The sequence below is a fragment of the Brevibacillus reuszeri genome (assembly GCF_002897295.1).
Taxonomy (GTDB): Bacteria; Bacillota; Bacilli; order Brevibacillales; family Brevibacillaceae; genus Brevibacillus; species Brevibacillus reuszeri_A.
Map to the genome: position 1 here is coordinate 1 of NZ_BEXF01000028.1, position 23,961 is coordinate 23,961.

Annotated in this window: 19 protein-coding genes; all 19 read left to right on the forward strand. The window is 48.2% G+C overall.

Features of this window, described 5'->3' with window-relative positions; translation table 11 throughout:
* Nucleotides 1–301: 301 nt before the first annotated feature.
* The 19 genes from C3B52_RS29285 (at nucleotide 302) to C3B52_RS29375 (ending at nucleotide 23,957) form a co-directional block, all read left to right on the forward strand.
* Nucleotides 302–1,948 (forward strand): putative polysaccharide biosynthesis protein, encoded by a 1,647-nt coding sequence (locus C3B52_RS29285; protein WP_103109896.1) that lies wholly within the window; start codon nucleotides 302–304, stop codon nucleotides 1,946–1,948.
* A gap of 30 nt (nucleotides 1,949–1,978) precedes the next feature.
* Entirely contained in the window at nucleotides 1,979–3,466 is a 1,488-nt protein-coding gene (mazG, locus tag C3B52_RS29290; protein WP_103109897.1) for a nucleoside triphosphate pyrophosphohydrolase, read from the forward strand.
* Between the two features lie 3 nt (nucleotides 3,467–3,469).
* Nucleotides 3,470–3,769: an RNA-binding S4 domain-containing protein gene (locus C3B52_RS29295; protein ID WP_049742848.1), complete on the forward strand. Its 300-nt coding sequence runs from the start codon at nucleotides 3,470–3,472 to the stop codon at nucleotides 3,767–3,769.
* Nucleotides 3,770–4,033: 264 nt separating this feature from the next.
* On the forward strand, nucleotides 4,034–5,140 hold the full coding sequence (locus C3B52_RS29300) for a M20 family metallopeptidase (protein WP_103109898.1): 1,107 nt from the start codon (nucleotides 4,034–4,036) through the stop codon (nucleotides 5,138–5,140).
* Between the two features lies 1 nt (nucleotide 5,141).
* Nucleotides 5,142–5,903, forward strand: coding sequence for an SDR family NAD(P)-dependent oxidoreductase (locus tag C3B52_RS29305; protein ID WP_103109899.1), 762 nt, complete (start codon nucleotides 5,142–5,144; stop codon nucleotides 5,901–5,903).
* A 24-nt stretch (nucleotides 5,904–5,927) separates the two neighbouring features.
* Nucleotides 5,928–7,286: a glutamine synthetase family protein gene (locus C3B52_RS29310; protein WP_103109900.1), complete on the forward strand. Its 1,359-nt coding sequence runs from the start codon at nucleotides 5,928–5,930 to the stop codon at nucleotides 7,284–7,286.
* A gap of 11 nt (nucleotides 7,287–7,297) precedes the next feature.
* Nucleotides 7,298–8,749, forward strand: coding sequence for an NAD-dependent succinate-semialdehyde dehydrogenase (locus C3B52_RS29315; protein WP_103109901.1), 1,452 nt, complete (start codon nucleotides 7,298–7,300; stop codon nucleotides 8,747–8,749).
* A gap of 118 nt (nucleotides 8,750–8,867) precedes the next feature.
* Complete coding sequence (locus tag C3B52_RS29320) at nucleotides 8,868–10,274, forward strand: APC family permease (RefSeq protein WP_103109902.1); 1,407 nt, start codon at nucleotides 8,868–8,870, stop codon at nucleotides 10,272–10,274.
* A gap of 117 nt (nucleotides 10,275–10,391) precedes the next feature.
* A complete protein-coding gene (locus C3B52_RS29325) occupies nucleotides 10,392–12,515 on the forward strand; it encodes a sigma-54 interaction domain-containing protein (protein ID WP_164684988.1) in 2,124 nt (707 codons plus the stop codon).
* 71 nt (nucleotides 12,516–12,586) lie between these two features.
* On the forward strand, nucleotides 12,587–14,731 hold the full coding sequence (locus tag C3B52_RS29330; protein WP_103109904.1) for a GDYXXLXY domain-containing protein: 2,145 nt from the start codon (nucleotides 12,587–12,589) through the stop codon (nucleotides 14,729–14,731).
* Between the two features lie 222 nt (nucleotides 14,732–14,953).
* Nucleotides 14,954–16,996 carry a copper amine oxidase N-terminal domain-containing protein gene (locus tag C3B52_RS29335; RefSeq protein ID WP_103109905.1) on the forward strand — a complete coding sequence of 681 codons (2,043 nt, stop codon included), beginning with the start codon at nucleotides 14,954–14,956 and terminating at the stop codon, nucleotides 16,994–16,996.
* 100 nt (nucleotides 16,997–17,096) lie between these two features.
* Nucleotides 17,097–17,381 carry a sporulation protein YabP gene (gene yabP / locus C3B52_RS29340; protein WP_103109906.1) on the forward strand — a complete coding sequence of 95 codons (285 nt, stop codon included), beginning with the start codon at nucleotides 17,097–17,099 and terminating at the stop codon, nucleotides 17,379–17,381.
* The gene (gene yabQ, locus C3B52_RS29345) at nucleotides 17,378–17,950 is read left to right on the forward strand and encodes a spore cortex biosynthesis protein YabQ (protein ID WP_103109907.1); all 573 of its coding nucleotides are present in this window, start codon (nucleotides 17,378–17,380) and stop codon (nucleotides 17,948–17,950) included. Before yabP ends, yabQ begins: the two co-directional genes overlap by 4 nt.
* Nucleotides 17,951–17,968: 18 nt before the next feature.
* Nucleotides 17,969–18,277, forward strand: a complete 309-nt coding sequence (locus tag C3B52_RS29350) for an FtsB family cell division protein (protein ID WP_103109908.1) — start codon at nucleotides 17,969–17,971, stop codon at nucleotides 18,275–18,277.
* Nucleotides 18,278–18,321: 44 nt separating this feature from the next.
* Entirely contained in the window at nucleotides 18,322–18,687 is a 366-nt protein-coding gene (locus tag C3B52_RS29355; protein ID WP_103109909.1) for a S1 RNA-binding domain-containing protein, read from the forward strand.
* 289 nt (nucleotides 18,688–18,976) lie between these two features.
* Nucleotides 18,977–21,451 (forward strand): stage II sporulation protein E, encoded by a 2,475-nt coding sequence (gene spoIIE / locus C3B52_RS29360; RefSeq protein ID WP_103109910.1) that lies wholly within the window; start codon nucleotides 18,977–18,979, stop codon nucleotides 21,449–21,451.
* A 64-nt stretch (nucleotides 21,452–21,515) separates the two neighbouring features.
* A complete protein-coding gene (locus C3B52_RS29365) occupies nucleotides 21,516–22,277 on the forward strand; it encodes a vWA domain-containing protein (RefSeq protein WP_103109911.1) in 762 nt (253 codons plus the stop codon).
* Nucleotides 22,267–23,193 (forward strand): serine/threonine protein kinase, encoded by a 927-nt coding sequence (locus C3B52_RS29370; protein ID WP_201264959.1) that lies wholly within the window; start codon nucleotides 22,267–22,269, stop codon nucleotides 23,191–23,193. Before C3B52_RS29365 ends, C3B52_RS29370 begins: the two co-directional genes overlap by 11 nt.
* Before the next feature lie 14 nt (nucleotides 23,194–23,207).
* Entirely contained in the window at nucleotides 23,208–23,957 is a 750-nt protein-coding gene (locus C3B52_RS29375) for a threonine/serine exporter family protein (RefSeq protein WP_103109913.1), read from the forward strand.
* The last annotated feature ends 4 nt before the right edge of the window (nucleotides 23,958–23,961 follow it).

Here is a 23,961-nt window from a genome sequence, read left to right on the forward strand (position 1 = left end):
AGCAGCATGAGTCTCTTTACCATACAAATAGCGAAGAACTGCTGATAATTTATCTTTTGCAGTAAACTTAGACAAAAAAACTGCACCTCCAACTGTTAGGTGTGTCTAACAATTGGGGTGCAATTCAGTCGGGGCTGTTTTTCTTGTTGCCTTTTCCATGTACTATCAGACTATAAAAATTATAAGGATGATAGTATAAGTGCTACTAAGGCCCTGCCTGCGCCAATAGGCTTGGCAAAGCCAAGTTTTCTAATGGTATAATGGACGAAGTTTCTGGTTGGAGAGGAGAAATTTCACGCACATGGGTCAAGAAAAGGCATCTGTACAATTTGTGAAAGGCGCCGCGATTCTCGGGGTTGCCGGTCTTGTCTCCAAACTGTTGGGCGCAGTATACCGCATTCCGTACCAAAATATTGCCGGTGACATCGGTCTGTACGTATACATGCAAGTGTACCCTCTATATACCACCCTCCTGATTTTGGCGACCGCAGGCTTTCCGATTGCCATCTCCAAAATCGTCTCGGAGCGTGTGGCAGTCGGCGATGTAATTGGCGCGCGCAGGGCATTTCGCGTAGCCAGTATTTCGCTCGTGATCCTCGGCTTCTTTTTCTTTCTCCTGTTGTATACAGGAGCCCCTCTAATTGCCACGTTTATGGGCGATCAGCATTTGACTACACCGCTTCGCGCGGTCGCTTGGTCGTTACCGTTAGTTCCGATGGCAGCTATTTTACGAGGTTATTTTCAGGGACACCAGAATATGATGCCTACAGGTGTTTCACAGGTAGCTGAGCAGTTAATTCGCGTTGTTTTTATTTTATTGTCCGCGGTTTGGGCAATGAGTGTGTATCAGGATGCTTATTTGGCGGGAACAGGTGCAGTATTTGCGGCATTCCCTGGTGGGGTGGCTGCTGTTCTCGTATTGCTGTGGTATTGGAAAAAGGACAAGCATAACCTGCTTCCGATTGCTTCGACGCAAGTACAGTCGTCAGGTGTAAGTGCGTGGACGAATCGGCAAGTGCTACAGAGCTTGTTGTATTATGCGCTGCCAATCTGTATGGGGGCATTGGTTCTGCCGCTCATTCCTCTGGTAGACTCGGTGACGGTCGTGAACATGCTCCAGTGGAGCGGTATGCATGAAGATTTGGCCAAGCTGGCAAAAGGTGCGTTTGACCGCGGGCAGCCGCTCATTCAGTTTGGAACGTTCTTTGCCACTTCGCTTTCATTGGCATTGGTCCCAGCTATTAGTGAAGCGGCGGCGCAGCGGCAAAACAAGCTGATTGCCAACCGGGCAGAGGTTGCCATTCGTCTTACCTTTTTGCTAGGTCTCCCAGCATCCTTTGGCCTCGCGCTGCTGGCTGAGCCAATCAACGTGATGCTCTATGGAGATGATAAAGGAACACAGGCACTTGCGATCCAGTCGTTCACGATTATTTTTGCGACGCTCAGTATTGCGAGTGCGGGAATTTTGCAAGGAATGGGCCGGGTGATGCGACCTGCGCGCAATTTGTTTATCGGGGTAGTTGTAAAGCTTGTCCTCAATCTAGTGCTCGTTCCTTTTTGGGGAATTGCGGGTGCAGCATTGTCCACGGTTCTCGCGTATCTGGTTGCCATGGGCCTCAATGTGCTTGCGGTGAAAAAATATACCGGAGCTCGAATCGGTCTGCGTCAAACAGCTCTGAGGCCATTCATCTCGGTCATCATGATGTCAGTCGTGGTGCTGGTTGTAGAATGGGGAGCGAGTGCTCTGTTCGGTAAAGTCATCACCTCGGAGCGACTGTTCCAAACCATTGTTGGCCTGATCGCGGTCGGGGCTGGTGCTGTCGTCTATTTGCTGGCGCTTCTCAAAACTGGTGGCCTAACGAGAGCTGACATTCACTTTTTACCAAAAGGCAAGCGTATTGCAGCGCTTTTAACCAAGTTTCAATTTCTTCCTAAGGAAAGACCATAGACGAACGTAACAGGTAAGGAGGCAAGGCCAGTGGGAACAGCGAAAAACACGCTTACGGTAGTAGGCTTGGGTGCTGGTGATCTCGATCAGCTTCCATACGGGATTTACCGCACGCTCAAGCAGGCATCTCATCTGTATCTGCGAACACAGGAGCATCCGGTCGTTACGCAATTAGTAGCGGAGGGCGTAACTTATGAGTCATTTGATGCAGTGTATGAACAGCATGATGCTTTTGCCGAAGTGTATGCGGAGATTGTGGAACGACTGTTGACGAAAGCTGCACAAGAAGACGGGATCGTATATGCGGTCCCGGGCCATCCTCTCGTGGCAGAGCGCACGGTTCAGCTTTTGCTGGATAATGGTCCGGCAAGAGGTGTAGAAATCGAAATTGGCGGAGGACAGAGCTTTATTGATCCTCTGTTCGCTCGTTTGAAAATTGACCCGATCGAAGGCTTCTCCTTGCTCGATGGTACGGCATTGGTTGCGCATCAGATCTCTCCTTGCTTACATACGATTATCGCCCAGGTGTATGACGCGTTTATTGCATCGGATGTAAAGCTAACCTTGATGGACGTGCTTCCGGATGAGTACCCAGTGACCGTTGCGACAGCGGTGGGGGTAAAAGGTGAGGAGCGCATAGAGACTGTCCCATTGTACGAGCTGGATCGACAGGGTCACTTTGGCAATTTGTCTCTCGTCTACGTCCCCCCTGCAAAAGATGAGAGTGCACTGTACCGTCAGTTTTCTCACTTGAAAGATATCGTTGCGATTTTGCGCAGTCCAGACGGTTGTCCGTGGGATCGGGAACAGACGCATCAGAGTATTCGCAAAAACTTGATCGAAGAGACGTATGAAGTGCTGGAGACAATCGATGACGAAGACCCCGATGCGATGTGCGAGGAGCTGGGTGATCTGTTGATGCAGATCATGCTGCATTCCCAAATGGCCGCCGAGGAAGGGTACTTTACAGTAGATGATGTCATTGCTACCTTGAACGAAAAGCTGGTTCGCCGTCATCCGCATGTATTCGGTGAAAAAAGCGCAGAGGATTCCGAAGAGGCGTTGGCGAATTGGCAGGAAATCAAGGCGCAGGAAAAAGCGGCAAAAGGAATCGACGTCACGACCCAGTCACAACTGGCTGGCATCCCGCGTGATCTGCCTGCACTCATGTACGCGTACAAGCTTCAGAAGAAGGCAGCACATGTCGGCTTTGATTGGGACAATATTGCCGATGTATACGCCAAGGTAGACGAGGAATACCGTGAGCTCCAAGAGGCATCCGAGGATGAGCGGGCGGGAGAGCTGGGTGATCTGTTGTTTGCTGTAGTAAATCTGGCGCGTTTCCTAGGGCTCGACCCAGAAGAGGCACTTGCGTTAACCAACAACAAATTTAAAAAGCGTTTTTCCTATATCGAACAAAAGCTCCAGGAAGCAGGCCGTTCATTCGAAGAGACGGATTTGCAGGAGATGGACAAGTGGTGGGAGGAAGCCAAGCACCACGCGAAAGGGAGAGGATAATACATGAGACTGGATAAGTATTTGAAAGTATCTCGTTTGATCAAAAGACGTACGCTCGCAAAAGAGGTATGCGACAAGGCACGAGTGGAAATCAACGATCGCCCGGCAAAAGCATCTAGTAACGTAAAGATCGGTGACAAGCTTGCTATCCGCTTTGGTCAAAAGATCGTTAGCGTAAAGGTAGAGGACATCAAAGAAAATCCGCGCAAAGAAGAGGCAGCATCACTCTACACCGTTATTGGAGAAGTACCAGTGCCGCGTGACGAAAAAGAAGAGGAAGCTTACATCAAAGGCAAAGAATAGACCGTAAATGCAAGAAATCGAAAAGGATGGGCATTTAGATGAAAATCTGACTGCACTGTCCTTTTTTCTTCGACAAAAAATACGTACAAGAAAATGATGGTAAATAGGCTAATTAGGTTAAATAAGTAGATAATCCCAATTCACCTGATTGTGAATGTAGAAAAATCAGATATTTTGGGTTGGTATGCAGATTGCAAAGTCCAGTATTGCCATTAAACCAAATTACGTTTAACTGAGGTGGAATGACAACTGGATAAAGTAGAGATGAAAAACGAGCATGGTCATTATTTTGAGGAATCCATCGAAGCGTTAGCCAGTAGATTGATTCAATTTGAGGCTACAAGTGCAGAACGGGTCAATCAAAGTGCCGATTATTGCTGCGACTGGTTGCGCAGCCATGGACTAGGCGTCGACGTTTATGTGAATCAGGGATTAAAAAGTGTGGTGGCGACTGTAGGTGAAGGGGAATCTACGCTCATCCTGAACGGACATCTGGATGTTGTGCCGGGGCAGCCGGAGCTGTTTGCACCAAGAACAGCGGATGGGCGACTGTATGGCAGAGGCAGCTACGACATGCTGGGAGCAGTGGCCTCGATGATGGTGCTGATGGCTGAATTGGTCAAGAATCCTCCTGATTGCAAAGTGATTTTGGCATTGGTGCCAGACGAAGAGACTGGTGGTGAGCTGGGAAGCGGCTTTTTGGTCCAGCAAGGAATACTTGGGGATTTGGTCATTTGCGGGGAGCCGACGAATTTCAAGATAGGCGTTCACGCAAAAGGGATTCTACAGCTAAAGGTCGATGTAAAAGGAAAAGCTGCACATGGCAGCAGACCGTGGCTGGGTAAAAACGCCATTCTAAAAGCAATGGAGCATTACCAATCGATCATTTCCATGGACGTTTTTCAGGAAAGCACAACGTATTTCAAGCAGCCGTCCATCAATTTAGCAAAAATACAGGCTGGAAAAGTATATAATCAGGTGCCTGATTTTTGTTCAATGGGGATCGATATTCGATATTTACCAGGGCAAAATCCTGATGAGATTATGGATCAAATCAGAGCATTGCTGCCTGATGCCGAGATCAAGGTTGAATTTCAGGGCAGACCAGTCGAGACCAAAAGCGATGATCAATTTGTAAGAAAATTATGTGAAGTTGCCACCCAGCTCGCGGGAGATCAGGTTATTCTCTTCGGGCAGGATGGATCAGCGGATACACGCTTTTATGCTGCAAAAGGGGTACCTGCTGTTGAGTTTGGTCCAGTTGGTGCGAATCATCACGGGCCGGATGAGTATGTCGATATCCATTCCTTATATGTATACAAAGACATTTTGAGGGAATTGACTAAAAATTCAAAAACAAAGGGTGAATGACATGAGTTTTCGTGACAAGGTAGTGATTGTAACAGGTGCTGGTTCGGGTAATGGGCGGGCGATTGCCCTGCAATTTCTGGCTGAAGGGGCAAAAGTGGTGATTGCCGACATTAACGTGGATGGAGCAAACGAGACTGTTTCCCTCTCCGAACATGGTGACAATGCGCTGGTCGTCAAAGTAAACGTGACGAAAAAAGCGGAAGTCGAGGGCATGATTGCGCAAACGATCGCGCATTTTGGAAAGCTCGACATTTTGATCAACAACGCAGGAATCGTCAAATTCTCCACCTTCCTGGAGATTGAAGAGGAAGAGTGGGATCTGGTGCATGACGTGAATCTGAAAGCACCATTCTTGTGCTCGCAAGCGGCAGCCAAGGAAATGATCAAATCGAATACGCGGGGACGGATTATCAATATTACGTCCGTAGAGGCTCACCGCATCGTATCTAGCAGCGGTCATTGTCAGCCACACTACAATTCCTCCAAGGGCGGTCTAAATTTGCTGACCAAAGCGATCGCGCTTGAGCTCGCCGCGCATGGAATTACGGTTAACAGTGTAGCTCCGGGTGTAGTAGAAACGCCGTTCACAGCAAAAGGTCTGGAAAATCCGGAGATTCGAGCATGGGTACTTGATCGCGTTCCGGTAGGACGTGTGGCAACGCCTAATGATATCGCCAATGCCGTTCTGTTCCTGGCAAAGCCAGAGTCAGAGTACGTGACAGGCGCGACGCTGTTTGTCGATGGCGGATGGACAATCCACTAAACAAATTTGGAGGGCGAATCAGATATGACAAGGCTGGACATGAACCGTCTGAAAGAACTGGAAGCACAAGGTGAGATTGATACGATCATCATTGCTGGTGTGGACATGCAAGGCAAGCTGTTTGGAAAGCGCGTGCCGGCGTCCTATTTTATTGAGGATGCAAAGGACGGGATTCACACATGCGCGCTCAATCTGGCTTGGGATGTCAGCTTGAACTTCGGTGGCTTCAAGTTTTGCAACTGGGATACGGGCGTACACGACATGAAAACGGTGCCTGATCTGTCGACGCTTCGTCCGTATCCGTGGCAAAGCAAAACAGCTTTCGTACTAGCTGATTTGCAAAATAAAGATGGCTCGGATGTTTCCATCGCACCTCGCAACATGCTGAAAAGGCAAATCAACAAGGCGCGGGAACAAGGGTTCATGGCAAAGGCAGCTTCTGAGATCGAATTTTATGTGTTCCGGGAAACGTCTTCCTCCGTGCGCGAAAAGAACTACAACAATTTGACGCCACTGTTTGAGTATCCGATCGACTATTCTCTCTATCGACTGACGGTGGATGACTGGTTCCTCAGCCAGCTGACTCGTAATTTGGAGGCGGTAGGAGTACCGATCGAAGCTCTCAAAGGGGAGTGGGGAAATGGTCAGATCGAGCTGAATGTTCGCTATGCCGAGGTTTTGGAGATGGCGGACCGCACGGCTATTTATAAAAATGGCATCAAGGAAATTGCGGCACTGAATAATTTAATGGCGACCTTCATGGCAAAACAAGATGCCAATGATTCCGGCAGCAGCGGACATACCCATATCAGCCTGTGGGATACCGAAGAAAAAAATAACATCTTCTACGATCCTTCCATGGAGTACGGGCTTTCACAGCTCGGTCGCTACTTCCTTGGCGGCATGCTGGAGCTGGCACCTGAGATGATGCTGATGTATGCCCCTTACGTCAATTCCTACAAGCGACTCAGCAGCTTTGGCTCTGGCGCACCGAATACGGTCAGTTGGGGGATAGATAACCGCAGTACATCTTTCCGCTACGACGGTAAAGGCAAGTCCAGCCGTTTTGAAAACCGAATTCCCGGAGCAGATGCGAACCACTATTTGGTGCTTACCGCGATGATGGCATCAGGAATGTACGGAATTGAGAATAAGATCGATATTCCACAGCCTGTGAGTGGAAATGCGGCAGATCAGCCCGTTCCGCGTCTACCCACCAACCTGTTTGATGCGATCCGCCTGTTTGAAAAGAGTGAACGCGTAAAAGAATTGCTTGGCAAAGACGTGTTTGATCACTATTTGCAGGCAGCGCAAAACGAGCTTCAGGACTTCTTGACTGCTGTAACAGATTGGGAGAGAAAGAAGTACTTCGAATTTATTTAGGAGGGAAATAGATGGCTGTCGATCAATTGAACCGTTGGAATCATAACTGGATTAATGGTAAAAAGATAGAAACCGATCAGGTCGTTGCTGTACGCAATCCGGCAACGGGTGAGGTGATCGGCCATGTTCCCAGTCTCACCGAGGAATTGGTCACAGGTGCGGTGGATGCAGCAAGCCAGGCGCTCCCAAGCTGGTCTCGCCTAACCGCGAAACAAAGGGGCGACTATTTGCTAGCGTGGGGAGAACGAATTCTTTTGCACAAAGAAGAATTGGCACAGCTTCTCTCGCAGGAACAAGGAAAAGCCCTGAAAGAGGCAAGGGGAGAAATCGGCGGATCGGTTGAAATTCTTCGCTGGTATGCCGAAGAGGCCAAGCGCGCATACGGAGAAATCATTCCCGCTTCGAATCCAGGCCAGCAATTGTTGATTTATCGCGAGCCAGTCGGTGTTGTCGGGCTGATTACACCGATGAACTTTCCTGCTGCTACGCTGATGCGCAAGGTAGCGCCAGCACTTGCAGCGGGCTGCACAGCGATCTTGAAGCCGGCGAGCACGACTTCACTCATCGCAGTTGCGCTGTTTGAGCTTCTGATGGACACGAACCTGCCCAAAGGGGTAGCAAATCTCGTAACGGGCAGCTCCAACGTGATTGGAACGGTATTAATGAACGATTCACGGGTGCGCAAGGTTTCCTTTACAGGGTCTACAGAGGTAGGCAAGCTGCTGATGGAGCAGGCAGCAAAAACGGTCAAAAAGCTCGGACTGGAGCTTGGCGGCAACTCACCTGTGATTGTCTTCCCGGATGCCGATTTGGACAAAGCTGCGCGTGATATCGTGGACAACAAGTTTGAAAACTGCGGGCAGGTATGCAACGGAATTAACCTGATTTATGCTCATGAAGATATTCGCGAGCAGCTGGCTGAAAAAATCGTAGAGCTGGTCAGTGGTTTGAAGGTAGACATCGGCACACAGCCGGACGCAGATGTCGGTCCGCTGATTGATCAGGGAGCTGTCAAAAAGGTAGAGGCATTGGTCAACGATGCGGTTGCCAAAGGTGCCAAAGTGCTGACAGGCGGCAAGCGCATAGAAGAAGGCGTGTATCAAAAAGGAAGCTTTTATGCGCCTACTGTGCTCGATCAAGTAACACCTGAGATGAACATCACTCAGGAAGAGATTTTTGGACCAGTGGCACCGATTCTCACGTTCAAGGATGAGGCAGAGGTATTGAAGCGTGCAAACAACACGCCGTATGGACTGGCAGCCTATTTCTACACGAAAGACGCAGCGCGCATCTATCGCGTGATTCAGGAGTTGGAGACGGGTAATATCGGCGTAAACGGAACCTCGCTTGCCTATGTCCAAGCTCCGTTCGGCGGGGTAAAGGAAAGCGGTATGGGCAGAGAAGGCGGCCGTCACGGCTTGGATGAGTATTTGGAGTCCAAATACGTTGCGTTGACCCTGTAGACTAGGCAAAAAAGAAATGAACTGACAGACAGTGGCAGAGTGAGCGGGTGGCAGCAAGCCAGTCAGTACCCGCTCCACTTTTGACCACAGAACATCTCAAATAAGGTGGGAATGGCGTATGGGAAGTATTTCGAGTGCAGAATTGAATAAGGGCAGCACTGAAACAGGCCACGATACCGAGAAGTTTGGGTATAAGCAGGAGCTGCATCGCGGACTGACATTAAAAGACCTCATCATTTATGGTTTAATCACCATGCTGCCGATCGCGCCCATTGAGGTGTATGGACTCGTAGCAAGTTCGAGCTTTGGGATGGTTCCGTTTGTATACATGATCGGGATTGTTGCGATGGTATTTACCGCGCTAAGCTACAATACAATGAGTAGAGAGTTTCCCATTTCAGGCTCTGTCTACTCCTATGTACAGCGTGGCTTGAATCCACATGTTGGTTTTGTGACAGGCTGGCTGATCATGATCGACTACATCATGTGTCCGGCGCTGCTGACAGGCTTTGCTGCATTGTGGCTGAACCGAATCATTCCATCCATCCCTATTTATTTAATTATTCTGATATTCACGATCATCAATACATTCATTATCGCTCGCGGAATCACGCTGACTGCGATTGCCAATCGGATCTTCCTTGCCATGGAGCTGATCATTCTCGCACTCTTTATCTTTTTTGCCGTAAAGTACGTCTTTATCGATGGACATGGCGCAGGCGGATTCTCTTTGGAGCCGTTGTTCCAGGCTGACAAAATGGACCTTGGCTTTCTCGCAACGGCAACCTCGATTGCGGTTCTAGGATTTTTAGGCTTTGACGTCATCAGTACATTGTCAGAGGAAGTCAAAAATCCGGTCAAAACAGTCGGAAGAGCTACCGTATCATCTCTATTAATTATCGGGCTGCTGTTTGTGGTTCAGACCTATGTAGCGGCGCTGGCTCATCCACAATACGAGAATCTCGACCCTGACATGGCGATGTTTGATATCGCAAGAGAGGTTGGGGGAGACTGGCTCTACTATACGTTCATCATCGTGGGCGTTCTCGCAGTAGGTGTCGCGAACGCGCTCGCGATTCAATCCGCTATCTCCCGTATTATTTATTCCATGAGCAGAGACAAGCTGCTGCCGTTTTCAGGGGTCTTGGGCAAGATCCATCCGCAATACAAGACACCGTTCAACGCGACCATCTTTGTCGGAATCGTTACACTGGTAGTTGCGGTTACTGTTTCAATCGAAGCGATCGTGCAGCTGTTAAACTTTGGCGCGCTCACTTCCTTTATGCTTTTGAACATAACCGTTTTTGCTTACTTCTTTATTAAAAAACGTCAAAGAGATTTCAAGGGCTTTTTGAAATACGCCGTACTTCCGGCAATTGGCTTTAGTATTATCGTGTTTGTTTGGTCCGGCTTTGACGCCAGGACGTTCATGGTTGGTTTCGTATGGATGGCGATCGGGATCATCATGGGTGCGGTAAAATCAAAGGGATACAAAGAAGTACCTCCAACACTTAGGGATGTTTAAGAAAACAGAATTATGTTACAACTAAATAGAACCATCAGCAAAAAAGAGCATGATGGGATCGTATCTTTTACTTCATATATGAAAATATGTGAAGTTTTTTCTTTGCTTCAAATAAAAATGAATAGATGCGATCAGCTTACGGGGGTGTTTCCCATTTCAATCGTAAAAGTTGCCATCATTGCCGGATATGAAACAACCAGTCAACGAATCTGTGATCAGCTCACGGCTCTTTGGGGCGCGTATATTTCATTCATCCCGATGGCTGCGGGCCGCTATGAAGAGAGTATGGCGCTTGATGTCGACTTGATATTGGTCAGTTCGCATATTATTTTTACCCGCTCATCACCTGCTGTGATCAATAAACGGACAGATGTACAAATTATAGGTCGAACATTGTCCAAAGCAGGGTGGGAAAAAATCAAAAACCTACCCGACGGAAATTATATGATTGTCAATGATGAGCGCGACTCTGCCGTGGAGACGATCTCGTTGATCTATGAATTAGGGCTCAGAAATGTCAATCTGCTGCCGTGCTACCCTGGCGTTCCAGAACAGCCAGAATCGGCGATCGCGATTACGCCTGGCGAGCGCAGCTTTGTCCCCGCTCATATCGAGCATGTCATTGATGTAGGAGAGAGGGTCGTCGATATTAGTACGATGGTGGAGATGCTGATGCGCTTTCACCTGCTCAATCATGAGACGACGCTCATCTTAAATGAATACGCGAAAAAAATCGTTTCGCGTAGCCAAGGTCTGCAAGCGACCATGCATGGCTTGATTCACACAAAAAACTTGTTCGAGGAAACGCTGAACATGGTTCAGGACGGAGTCGTTACGTATGACGAACGAGGAAAGATTACTTTTCTCAACAAAGTAGCGGAAGAAATTCTGGCCTTGCCGTTTTCTCGCGTAGCGAATCGGGATATACGCGGTGTGTGCAGAGAAATGCAGATTGATACAAGCTTTTTAGACGTGGATATGCAAAATCAATTAATTACGATTCGAAACCAGAATATTCTGGTTAATAATATGAAGATTTTGAGTCGCGGGAATGTGGCAGAAGGTGTCATTACGCTCAAGATTGCCAAGGAAGTCGAGGAATTGGAGCTAAAGCTCAGGACCCAGCTCAGAACGAATGGACATACGGCACGCTTTCACTTTTCAGACATCGTAACGAATTCACCGATCATGAAGCGGGTGGTCAGCCGCGCACAGCGTATGGCGCCAAACGATTTGGGTGTGCTCATCCTGGGCGAAAACGGAACGGGCAAGGAGCTGTTTGCTCACTCTCTTCACAATGCGTCGCTCAGGGCCAACTTTCCCTTTGTAGCTGTCAATTGCAGCGCGCTTCCTGAGTCGTTGTTGGAATCGGAGTTGTTCGGGTATGAAGATGGGGCCTTTACTGGTGCGAAAAAAGGAGGAAAGCCCGGCCTGTTTGAACAAGCTCATAGAGGAACAATTTTTCTGGACGAGATCGGCGATATTTCTCCCCATCTGCAAACTAGACTTCTTCGGGTTGTTCAGCAAAAAGAGATTATTAAAGTAGGAGGAACCAGGGTGCTCCCGGTCGATGTTCGCGTCATCGCAGCGACCAATCGCAATCTGGCTACGATGATAAGGGAAGAGAAATTCCGCGAAGATCTATACTATCGGCTCAAAGTATTGCAAATCGAGGTACCGCCGCTTCGGGAACGCAAAGAGGATATCCCTTATTTGGCCCAGCACTTTTTGAAGAAAAAGAAGATGCCCACGGAATTGCCAGAGCCCATCATAGACGTCATTACTCAGTACCATTGGCCCGGAAACGTCAGGGAGCTGGAGAACACGATTGAATATTTATCAATTATGAACGATGGAGACTTACAAATCGAGGACCTGCCCTTTAGCATTGGCGAAGCTGTTGTGCAGGTAGCAAGCGCGAGCGACAAGATGACCCAGCCGAGACAGGCGGTGAATCAGCGAGATGAAAAGCTCGTGCCCGCTGAATATGTGGAGATGAACGTCGAGCGACTTCTTTTGGAGCTCGTTCTGGAAGCCAAAGTGAGAGGGCTTCATACAGGGCGGAAGCATCTCATGCAGCTGGCTAGAGAAAGAGGCGTTCTTTTGACAGAGAACATGATTCGTAAGCAGGTCGATTCTCTCCGCCAAAAAGGACTGGTTAACGTACAAATAGGGCGAGCGGGCTGTCAACTAACGCCGAAGGGCTATGCCTATATAAAGAATCGAGAGGAAGATCTCTAGACTACTGCCTTCATGAAAAAAAAGGATATAATGGGGGTAAATGAAAGCGAAAAGAAAGGATGTGGTAACAGATGCAACAAAGAGGAGTGCGTATGGGTTACTTCCTAGCCATTTCGCTTTTGCTTTCAGCCTTGTTTTACTTCTTTGCCTCGAATTGGCCTGCGCTCGATCGATGGGGAAAAATCGGTGTGAGTGCTGCAGTGTTGGCTCTTTTTTATCTGTTTTCCTATGTGGGAGCATTCATATTAAAACGCCATTCGTTCATTAGTAATTGGCTGTTGGTAGCCGGAGGGCTGGCATTTGGGCTGAGCGTAGCCCTACTTGGGCAAATATACAATTCCCACGCGGATAGCTACATGCTTTTTGTCGTCTGGTTCATCCCCAATCTGCTTTTTGCCATATGGACCCGTTATCAGCCCTTTTACGTGATTAGCTACGTTCTCGCACACTTGGCAGTCTTCTTCTTTCTGGACCCTTCTGTTGTCAATGTGGCTCGTGAGGATGAATGGTGGTTCATGGTTTTCTGGCTGATTGCACTCGTGAATATCGCGTTATTCTGGCTCACCTCGACAGGGAGACTCCAATCGCGTCCGATCTACTACCTTTCCTTTTTTGTTTTTCAAGTAAGTCTGTTTACCTCTTCTTTTGTGGATGTATACGGCCCGTTTCCAGAGCTTTTATATATGCTGCTTGGGGTAGGCTTATTTATCACCTTTTTAAAAGGGGTACCGAATCGTGGCTTGTTAATTGCCACGTCTGCATTTTTGGCCCTGTTTTTACTGGCGAATTTCTTTTGGTTTATGATGAGGCATTTCTCAGAGGGCTTCTTTCTGATTGCTTTGCTGGTAGCGGCTGGACTTGTATGGGGAGCGGTGGCTGGTATCAAATGGCTGCGTCAGGATTCGCCATATCAACAGAGTGGTTGGGTGCGGTTTTTCCAGGAGGCGTTTACGGTTCTGGTCACCACGATTGCTTCCTTGATTGGAGCCATCTCGTTGACGGGGCTGCTGTTCCTGATTTTGGAGGATGAAACAGTTGTTAATTTTATCTTCTTCTTGTCTTTGATCGGCTTTGTTGCACCGGTCCTGTTCTATTCCAGAATGAATGCAACGGTGAGGTATACGCTGCTTACGATGGGATATCTCCTCGCAGCCGGCTCATCGATCTTTTTGGAGGGCTATTACTGGATCTTTTTCCTGGCCGTGCTTCTGTATGCGTGGTTTACTTTGTCCAGTATTCCTGCGAGGCTGTTGACTCAGCTGGCGTTTCTGCTCGTTCTGTATTTTCAGCTGGGTCATCAATATGCGGTTCGCGAAGAGCTCGCTTTGCTAATTGTGATTGTCTCACAGCTAGCGATGTATTTCCTTCCGCGTTTGCCAGTCGTTTTGCAAAACAGCTCCTTGGTTTATGCGCTACTCAGCTTTTTAGCGCTGACGGAGACGAATTCGTACGGCCCTGCTATGAATGTAGCGATTAATCTAGTGTTTTTCGGATTTACCACGTATATGCTCTACCGTACCCTGCATCAAAACAGGCGAGTTGATTTTGGCATCATCCTTGGCTTTTGGTTCGCCTTTTTACTGATGAAATACTACGACTTCCTCTGGAGCTTGCTGCACAAATCGCTCTCACTGATACTACTTAGCTTGTTGTTTTTTGCAGTCAGCTATTGGCTGGAACGTCGCTCGAAAGAAGAAGCGCCGCTACAGACACCGTTTTTTTTGCAAAGGCATAAACGACTCTTGCTTGGTGCTACAATTCTGCTGCAATTTGCGCTGCTCGGCTATCAGGTATGGAGCAGCGAGTCCATTCTGACCAACGGAATGACAGTAAAGCTTGAGCTGGCACCAGTAGACCCGCGCTCCCTGCTGCAAGGGGATTATGTACAGCTGTCTTATACAATCGCTACTTTGCCGGATACGGACTTCGAGGCTGGCAAGAAGCTTCGGATCGTGCTGAGGAAACAGGAAAACGGGATACACGGATATAGCGGGTTCTACGAACAAGATGGTGTGTGGAATCAGCCGTATGAAAAACAGGCGGATGATGTCATCATCAACGGGACGACAGTTGGCTACCAACGGATCGAGTATGGGATCGAAAGCTTTTTTGTCCCAGAAGGAACCGGTCTGGAGGTCGAGAGAACCGCAAAGTACGCGATCATCAAAATAGGAAGCAAAGGCGATGCCCTATTGGAAAGCTTGTCGCCAGAATAAAGAGACGTAGAAAGAGGCTGCTCGCTATACTGAGCAGCTTCTTTGTATGCTTTGGGTAAAGCCATTCGTTACCAGTCTGTAACCTTTTTTTGTCGAACTTTTCCTATCATAGAAGGAATTGCAGATCACAGTCTTGGCTGTGTTGTGCTGACCGCAAGCGGTCACATCCAATTTTTTGAAAGACGTCACGGGCGTTTTTCACGGAAAAGGGAGGAGTTACCGTTGAACAAGAGCGCGAAAAAAGGGATTTCATTACTGCTGGCAACATCGGTGTTGGCTAGCCCATTTGTCTTGGTACCGCATGCTGCATATGCACTTACCGTTGAAGAGGTTTCGGCGGACGATACGGGTGTAGACGAGGAAACAGAATATACAATTGAGTTCGAAATCGACAAGGAACTGAAAGCGGGCGGTACGATTACCGTCAAATTTCCTTCTGGATATCAGGTAGACAAGAACCTGAAAAAGAAGGATGTTACGCTAGAGGATGACGACGGCGATAAAATTGCGATTTACAGCGTGGATGCATCCAAGACAACTGTCGATATCGAAGTAGACGAAAAGATCAAAAAAGGCACAACCCTCGTACTGACCATCGACAAAGTAACCAACCCGGACGACAAGGACAGTTATTCGATCGGTGTGAAGACAAGTGCTGAGAGTACGTACAAATATGAAAAAATCAGCATTGGCAAGTCTTCGAGCAGCAGTAGCAGCAGCGGAAAATTCGTAGTCTCACTTAGCAGCAAAGACTCTGAAGCGGCAATCTCGCTGACGCTGGGTAAGCTGAGCCTAGCTTCCAAGACAAAGCTCAAAAAGGGCAAATACATTTACGTGAACTTCCCGACCAAGGACATGCTTCCCAAGAGTATTAACAAGTCTGACGTTCGAGTGAATGGTGAAAAGGTCGATTACGTATCAATTTTGTCTAATAATTCGGTTCGTATCGAGGTTCCGAGCAGAGTAGATGGAGACAACTATATTGATCTAGAATTTTCGAAATCAGCAGGAATCGTGAATCCATCAAAGGCAGATAAATATTATACCTTTACGATTGAATACGATGACAAAGAGTATAAATCAAAAGATGTAGAGGTAAGCGGATCTTCCTCCTCCAGTTCTTCATCGATCTCGGTGGGGATGTCCGATTACAAAGCAGGAGCACGCGCCAGCTATACGCTTGATTTGGAACTATCCGAAAAACTGTATTCGAATACAGACATTCAGGTTGACTTCCCAACAGCAGATATGGTGCCGCCTGTGCTCTCCGCTTATAATGTAACGGTGAACGGAGACCAGGTGTCGAATCTGTCTACCAGTGGAAGCAGGGTTAGCTTCCGTACACCAAGTGGATTCAAGAGCACAGACAGCATCACGATCCGATTTACCCAGGATGCGTATATTACCAACCCTAGAACAGCAGGATTTTATAACATCACGGCCAAAGTGGATGGCAAAACGTATCGCTCCAAAGAATTCCAGATTACTGGTGCGGCAATCCCTACCCCTATTGCAGTAGACAATTCGCTGGCAACCATCGGCCTCACAAGAGCGACAGCTGCTACTCCTGCGGGCCTTTCGATTGGTATTAAAGGTCTGGGTGTTGCGATTCCACGTGCCCAAGGCTTCGTGGAGGTCGTACTTCCTGCCGGATTCCGCGTACCTGCCTATCTGCCAGCAAACACGGTAACGGTAAACGGTGTGGCTGCCAACTACGTAGGTGTGCGTGGGCAAAATCTCATTATTTATCCTTCTCAGGATATTCCGGCACAAACCGCTGTTCAGGTAAATATCGCGGAAACAGCAGGTGTCGTGAACCCGGCGACTGCTGGTGTATACAGCATCGGTGTGTACACATCGGAGGAAAAAGGATTGCTGTTTGCTCGCCCAACGACCGTCGTTGCGCTGAACGGTGTCAGCTTCAAAGCGGATGTAGCGAATTTTACCAAGTCGGGTAAAACAACTGCTCTGGCAGTGGCTCCTTATACGGTAAACGGCAACACGCTGATTCCTACTACGTTTTTCCGTGATGCGCTAGGCTTCCAAATCAGCTACACAAAAACGACAGCGAAGGTCGTCAGCGGAAATACGGTCATGAATTTTAAAGTGGGTTCGAACGTAGTCAATATTAACGGACAAAACGTAACCCTTCCCGCAGCTGTTCAATTGAAAAACAATATTCCAACGCTGCCATTGAAAACAATTGCTGACCGTACAGGCTATAAAATCATTTATGTGAACGGAAATTACACCGTTTATAAATAGAGTGCGAGCAAAGCCCCGTCTATTGGCGGGGTTTTTTGTTCTAAAAGGACATCCCCCTCCATACGATTGTACAAGAAGGGTACGTTAGGGGGGAGTAATCATGAATGACCACATGAAGCGGCCTCGCCATGAAATCGTAATGATCAATCGACGCAGCTTGGCGATTTCAGGAGTGAAAAACGTCGAAAGCTTTGACAGCGAAGAATTCCTCTTGGAGACGGATGGCGGCTTTTTAACTATACGTGGCCAAAATCTTCATATGAAAAATCTGAGTTTGGAAACCGGAGAAGTAGCGATCGAGGGCCTGGTTCACGAAATGGCATATCTGGAGCAAGGGCAGGCGTCAGATCGGTCGAGAGGATTCTTCGGCAAACTGTTCAAGTGAGTATCGTCACTCAGCTGCAGACGGTGCTGGCCATGTCGACGTGTGGAGCATTAATGGGAATAGGATTTGACACGTATCATGTATTCAAAGGAAAGAGCAGGCTGCCGCTTTGGATCGTGTTCATCTTTGACATCCTTTTTTGGGTAGGAAGCATGGGCGCTGTTTTCTACATCCTTTTAAAAGTGAACGATGGTGTCATTCGATTCCCCATCTTTTTTGGAATGATCTTTGGTGCATGGCTGTATTTTTTAATAGGTAGTAAGAAGTATATCCATTTTTTACACCGCGTGATAAAATTTTGTCAGTGGTTATACCGAACAATTATACAAATCATTGACACCCTCGTAGTACGTCCCGTGTTGTTTTTGTACCGAGTGATCCTGATGTTGCTGGCATTTTTGTATTCCGTATTGCTTGCGATCACAGGCTTTTTGTGGAAAGTGACGCGTTTTGTCATTTCTCCGTTTGCCAAATGGGGTCAAGTTTTGGGGAAAAAAATGTTCGGGAAAACAACAGGAATTTGGACCAATTGGAAGAATTGGTTTCACTCAAAGAGAAAGCGGGAGTAAAAACGAGGTGGCCTACTCATGAAAGAAGCGATATCCATGCCAACTAATCGAAAAGGGCAACGGCGTAGAATGAGGCTCTTTTTCTTTTTTGTCCTCTGCTTTTTCATCTGGACTGGCTATACCCTTTACTTGCAGAGTGGTGTGCTGGCGCAGAAGAAAACCGAGCTGGAGACCCTGAAGCAAGAAGCAGCGGCCTTGCAGCAAAAGCAAGAGGAGCTTACCTATGAAGCGAGCCGTCTCAACGATCAGGAATACCTGGCGGAGCTAGCGCGCAAACGAATTTTCTACACCAAGCAGGGCGAGAGTATTTACGTGATTCCAGAATAAGTTGCCTTATCTGATCTTCGAGGAGAGGGAGGCTTTCCACATACATGGGAGTCGAGGTCGGGAGCAAACTTGAAGGAAAAGTGACAGGTATCACGAAATTTGGCGCGTTTATAGAGCTGCCTGGGAATGTGACCGGTCTTGTCCACATCAGTGAGATTTCGGACGTTTACGTCAAAGATATTCATCAGTTTTTGAAGATTGGTGATAAGGTGATTGTAAAAGTACTGAGTATCCGTGAAGGCAAGATTGGTTTGTCGATTAAAAAAGCACAGGAAAAAGAGCGTCCGCCGCGAAACCACCGAGAGCGTGGAGAAGGCTTTGAAGATAAATTAAACCGCTTTTTAAAAGAAAGCGAAGACCGCCAATCCCCATTGAAAAAGAGTGGGGACAAAAAGGGACGCGGTCGGTAAATGTTATTCCGAAGATTATGACTTTTCTTTCTTTGAGAAAAGTGTATTTTACTGCAAATTCAGGAAGGGCATTTGAAAGCAATGACGAATACGTATCGTAAGCCCGTTTCGCAAAGCGCGAATCACCTGTCAGCCGACGTTATCCGCCATAACGTCGGTTTTTTTTGTCCAAATACGTTAATGAATTTGTCGCACGATTCTGTGAATACTCTTTGGTTTTTTGACAAATTTTACAATACCACCTCCGTATAATTGAGAAACACATTGAACAAGAACGGGGTGGTACGGAATGATCGCAAACAAAAATGTCACTGGAGCCGGACAGGTATGGACCAGGCAAGTTTCAGAACGAATGGATACAACTACACGAACGTGGGGAGAGAAGGTGGCTGATGCAGCACAGAAGTGGAATGTCCTTCCGCTCCTGATGGGCTTCTTGCTCGGACGTGCGTTGATTCTCGAAGAACTGACCCCTTTTGTCATACCTTATTTCATTGTCATGTTTTATATCCGGCGAGATTGTATCCTAACAACCGGGTTTGCTCTGATTCTGGGAGCTTTTACTCAGTCAGTCCCCATTGGCTTGCAGACAGTCCTCAGCGTCGTGCTGGCGCTGGTTGTGTGCAAGATCATGGAGAGAACGCGCAGAAAGGATTTCTCTCGTACGCCTCTTTTAGTCGTAACGACGGTATTCATCAGTCATTTGCTTTATGCCGTGTTGACCAACCAGGTTAACACCTATGAGCTGGTGATGATCGCAGTCGAAGCGGTACTCGGTTTTGTTTTGACGCTCATCTTTATCCAGTCACTTTCGATCATCCATTTGGCCAAGCCCTATGAGCCGTTGAAAAACGAAGAGATCGTGTCGTTGGTCATCTTGCTGGCGTCATTGATGACAGGAACGGTCGATTGGATGGTAGAGGGAGTGTCGATGGAGCATGTACTCTCACGCTATCTGCTTCTCGTATTTGCCTTCGTTGGAGGTGGCACAATAGGTGCGGCTGTAGGTGTAGTTACTGGCTTGATTCTAAGCTTGGCAAATGTCAGTGCACTCTTGCAAATTAATTTACTGGCGTTTTCCGGTCTTTTGGCTGGTTTATTGAAGGAAGGCGGCAAAGTAGGGGTTTCCGCAGGACTTTTGATTGGAACAGCTATACTTGCGATATATGGCGGGGCAGAAGAGACACTGTACCTCTCATTAGTTGAGACTTCAATTGCGATCGCCCTGTTTATTTTGACACCGGCAGCTCTGTGGAAAAAGGTTGCCCGATTTATACCCGGAACTCCCGAAAATCTCCAATCCCATCAGGAATATATGCGTCGTGTCCGTGATGTTACTGCAGGAAAAATTCAGCAGTTCTCTGATTTGTTTACGCAGCTGTCACATAGCTTTGCCCAGACGGCGGATCGGGATGAGATCGAGGAGCAGGCCGATGCCTTCCTCAGTCGCGTAACTGAATTCACATGCCAGAGGTGCTGGAAAAAAGAACAGTGTTGGGAAAAGGATATGCAGTCTACCTACGAAGGTATGCGCCATCTTATGGATAAGGTGTACGAAAATGGTACGCTTGCTGGCGTAACACCGCCTCGGGATTGGGAACGGAAATGTGTGAAAACGGAAAAAGTGATGACTGTGATCGAGCAGGAATATGATCGACAGGAGTCGTTTGATCAACTGAAGAAGCAGGTAAAGGAAAGCCGCAAGCTCGTCGCTGATCAGCTGTCGGGTGTATCGCGAGTGATGAGTGACTTTGCCCGGGAAATTCAACGGGAGGGCATGGAGCTGAGCCTACAGGAAAAGCAAGTTTCGAAGGCGCTGGAAGGACTGGGTCTTTCTGTACGCCGCGTTGACATACACAGCTTGGAGGAAGGCAAGGTAGATATCGAGATCAGTCAGCCCACCTGCTATGGAAGGGATGAGTGCGCCAAGATTGTTGCCCCCATGCTAACCGAAATATTGGGAGAGAATATCGTGGTCAGGGAGCGGCATTGTGAAGCGCAAAAAGACGGCTCGTGCACGATGTGCCTCGCTTCCGCCAAAACGTTTGAAATTGAAATCGGCGTGGCTGGAGCTGCCAAGGACGGCAAGCTATTGTCCGGCGACAGCTTCCGCACGATGGATTTAGGGAATGGAAAAATGGCCTTGGCGATTAGTGACGGGATGGGAAATGGGGAGCGAGCTTCTCTGGAGAGCCAATCCGCGCTCGACATGCTCCAGCAACTGTTGCGCTCGGGAATGGATGAAAAAATTTCGATCAAAACGGTGAATTCAGTGCTTGCCCTGCGCTCAACTGAGGAGATGTTTGCCACTGTTGACCTGGCACTGATTGACCTTCAAACCGCTCATACCCGGTTTATCAAAATTGGTTCTACACCCAGCTTTGTTAAAAGAAGCCATGACGTCATAACGATCACAGCGAACAATTTGCCAGTGGGCATACTAGAGGAAATCGAAGTAGATGTCGTATCCCGTATGCTAAAGCCTGGAGATCTGTTAATCATGATGTCTGATGGTATTTATGAGGCCCCGCGGCATATCGAGAATCGCCAGATGTGGATGAAGCGGATTATTAGTGAGCTCGAAACCGATGATCCTCAGGAAGTGGCTGATCTTTTGCTGGAAAAAGTGATACGGCAGCATTCCGGAAATATTGTCGATGACATGACGGTACTTGTAGCCCGCATCGACCGATTTGTACCACAATGGGCAGCGATTCAGGTCCATGGGATGCCGAAGCTAGAGCGTCCACGGATTGTAAGTTAAGAGTATGATTTCCGATCTCCCCGTCGATACTGTTGCTAAAACAGGCAGAATGGGGAGATTATTTGTGAAAGAAGCGACACTTAAACAAATTTTGGTGGTGACCGATGGCTGCTCGAATTCCGGTATGAGTCCGGTTGCTGCGGCTTCCCTGGCACGAGAGCAAGGCATTACGGTCAACGTGATTGGCGTCATCGATAAAAGTGAGCTGGGTGAAAAGGGAGAACGTGAGATTCGGGATATCGCAGAAGCTGGAGGCGGTTTGTGTGATATCGTCTATCCTCAGCAGCTGGCACAAACGGTACAAATGCTGACGCGCAAGGCAATGACGAGAACGATTCATCAAGTGGTCAATAAAGAATTGAAAGAGATTTTGGGCGATTCCGGAATAGAGGAGCTGGCCCCGGAGAAAAGGGTACAAGTCGCGGGGATGGTAGATGAGCTGGGCGAAAAAAGCAGCCTCAACGTGGTCATGCTGGTAGACACCTCGGGTAGCATGAAGCCAAAGCTGTCTGCTGTGCAACAGGCGATTCACGATTTCAGTATCAGCCTGCATTCTCGAAGCGGACAGAGCAGAATGGCGGTAGGTTCTTTCCCGGGTAAACATAAATATTTGGACATTCGCATTCCGTGGACAGAAAAAGTAGAGCAGGCCCATCAAATCACCAGCGATTTGGCGATGAGTGGGATTACTCCTACAGGTCCAGCTATTGTCGAAGCGATCGCTTTGTTTGAGCAGGTAAAGCTCCCTCAGTCGTTATCTGACCGTTATGCCAGCATGGAAGAGGATGACGATCACAACGGAAGCTTGCGTGACCATGTCTTCTAAAGTGAATATTCCGGATCTGCCGAAGTATTTTCAGGGCAAATGGAACAAAAAATCGTATCACGTCCTAAGGGAGCTGGGACGTGGTGCGAATGGAGCCGTGTATCTAACCTCTCAGGACGGTATAAAGCGGGCGGTTAAAGTCGGGCTCGAGGGCATAGATATCTTAATGGAAGTAAACGTGTTAAAAAGCGTACAGCAGGGGCGGGATTCCCGAGTGGGACCGCTCCTGTGTGATGTGGATGATCTTGTCCTTAACGGCAAGCCTTGTACGTTTTATGCCATGGAATACCTGGATGGGGAACAGCTGGATCATTATATACAGCGGGCCGGGACAGAGTGGGTGACAGTGATGATTGTCCAGCTTCTTGCCCGGCTCGACATTCTTCACAAGCACGGCTGGGTATTTGGCGATTTGAAGCCAGAGAACATCATGGTGACCCAGTCTGACAAGCAGGTACGCCTGATCGATTTTGGCGGAGTAACCAAGCTGGGCAATGCCGTTCGTCAATTTACCGAAGAGTATGATCGGGCTGCCTGGCACGCAGGTGACAGACGAGCAGAGATTGGATACGACCTGTTCTCAACAGCCGTCATGATGGTGCGACTTATGGTCGACAAGGAAACGTGGAAAAGTAGCTTGGGCGACCCGCGCGAGACGGCATTGCTCTGTGATATAATACGGAAAAGTGACAGACTATACCCCTATCGAGTGTCTCTTCTTAAGGCCTTCCACGGAAAGTTCGCAACGGCGGGGGAAATGAGAGCAGAGCTGCTGGCCATTCTGCGAGAGCAGACTGTTGCCGCTATGCAGAAACCAAAGCGGGCATCCAAACCTGCAGGCAAAGGAATCAGTGGCCTGTTTGTCGCCTCTTTGCTGCTCTTGGCTGGAACTTTGTATTATGCATGGTTCATGTGAAGGGTGTGACAGTCGTGTCCTCAGATTTGGTGATGGATACATGCTTATTGGCTGGCTCGATTATTTTGAAGAACGGTGGAGAGACCTACCGGACAGAAGAGACGATGGCGCTGATAGCACAGGCAGCAGGAATGGATGATGTCAACAGCTCAGCAACGCCGACGAGCATCATTTTGTCTTTCCGCTGCAAGGGGCAGGACCATACACGTATGGTTCGTACTCCTAGAAGAACAACCAATCTAAACAAAATTACATTGGTCAACGATGTTTCCAGAAAGTTTGTCAGTGGTGGAATCAATCTGGAGCAAGCGTATCTGACACTGCGTGAAATCGATCAAAAAAAGCCGTTGTATCCCAAATGGATGCAACATATGGCAGCCACGATAGCCAGCGGCTCCTTTTCTATGCTGGTTGGTGGAACCTGGTACGATCTCGCTCCGGCCGCTCTGGCAGGGCTGATCGTCAACCTGAGTCAGGAATATTTGGAACAGTTTGTACGAATGAAGTTTTTTACGGAGTTTTCTGCGGCTTTATTGGGAGGATTATTCGCATTGCTGGCTGTGACAATTTTTCCGCAGCTGCACATTAGCATCATTATTATCGGTGCGATGCTCCCGATGTTCCCTGGTATCGCGATCACCAACTCTTTGCGTGATTTGATGGCGGGAGATTTGGTCGCAGGTGTTTCGCGCGGAGTGGAAGCGATGCTGACAGCTGTTTCCGTCGCGGTAGCTACAGCTATTATTCTATGGTTTATGAGGTGAGCCC

Excerpts from the sequence above, each read along its gene's own strand:
- C3B52_RS29285 (WP_103109896.1), top strand. The coding sequence starts at position 302 with ATGGGTCAAGAAAAGGCATCTGTACAATTTGTGAAAGGCGCCGCGATT.
- C3B52_RS29295 (WP_049742848.1), top strand. The coding sequence starts at position 3,470 with ATGAGACTGGATAAGTATTTGAAAGTATCTCGTTTGATCAAAAGACGT.
- C3B52_RS29300 (WP_103109898.1), top strand. The coding sequence starts at position 4,034 with ATGAAAAACGAGCATGGTCATTATTTTGAGGAATCCATCGAAGCGTTA.
- C3B52_RS29305 (WP_103109899.1), top strand. The coding sequence starts at position 5,142 with ATGAGTTTTCGTGACAAGGTAGTGATTGTAACAGGTGCTGGTTCGGGT.
- C3B52_RS29310 (WP_103109900.1), top strand. The coding sequence starts at position 5,928 with ATGACAAGGCTGGACATGAACCGTCTGAAAGAACTGGAAGCACAAGGT.
- C3B52_RS29315 (WP_103109901.1), top strand. The coding sequence starts at position 7,298 with ATGGCTGTCGATCAATTGAACCGTTGGAATCATAACTGGATTAATGGT.
- C3B52_RS29320 (WP_103109902.1), top strand. The coding sequence starts at position 8,868 with ATGGGAAGTATTTCGAGTGCAGAATTGAATAAGGGCAGCACTGAAACA.
- C3B52_RS29325 (WP_164684988.1), top strand. The coding sequence starts at position 10,392 with ATGAATAGATGCGATCAGCTTACGGGGGTGTTTCCCATTTCAATCGTA.
- C3B52_RS29330 (WP_103109904.1), top strand. The coding sequence starts at position 12,587 with ATGCAACAAAGAGGAGTGCGTATGGGTTACTTCCTAGCCATTTCGCTT.
- yabP (WP_103109906.1), top strand. The coding sequence starts at position 17,097 with ATGAATGACCACATGAAGCGGCCTCGCCATGAAATCGTAATGATCAAT.
- C3B52_RS29350 (WP_103109908.1), top strand. The coding sequence starts at position 17,969 with ATGAAAGAAGCGATATCCATGCCAACTAATCGAAAAGGGCAACGGCGT.
- C3B52_RS29355 (WP_103109909.1), top strand. The coding sequence starts at position 18,322 with ATGGGAGTCGAGGTCGGGAGCAAACTTGAAGGAAAAGTGACAGGTATC.
- spoIIE (WP_103109910.1), top strand. The coding sequence starts at position 18,977 with ATGATCGCAAACAAAAATGTCACTGGAGCCGGACAGGTATGGACCAGG.
- C3B52_RS29370 (WP_201264959.1), top strand. The coding sequence starts at position 22,267 with ATGTCTTCTAAAGTGAATATTCCGGATCTGCCGAAGTATTTTCAGGGC.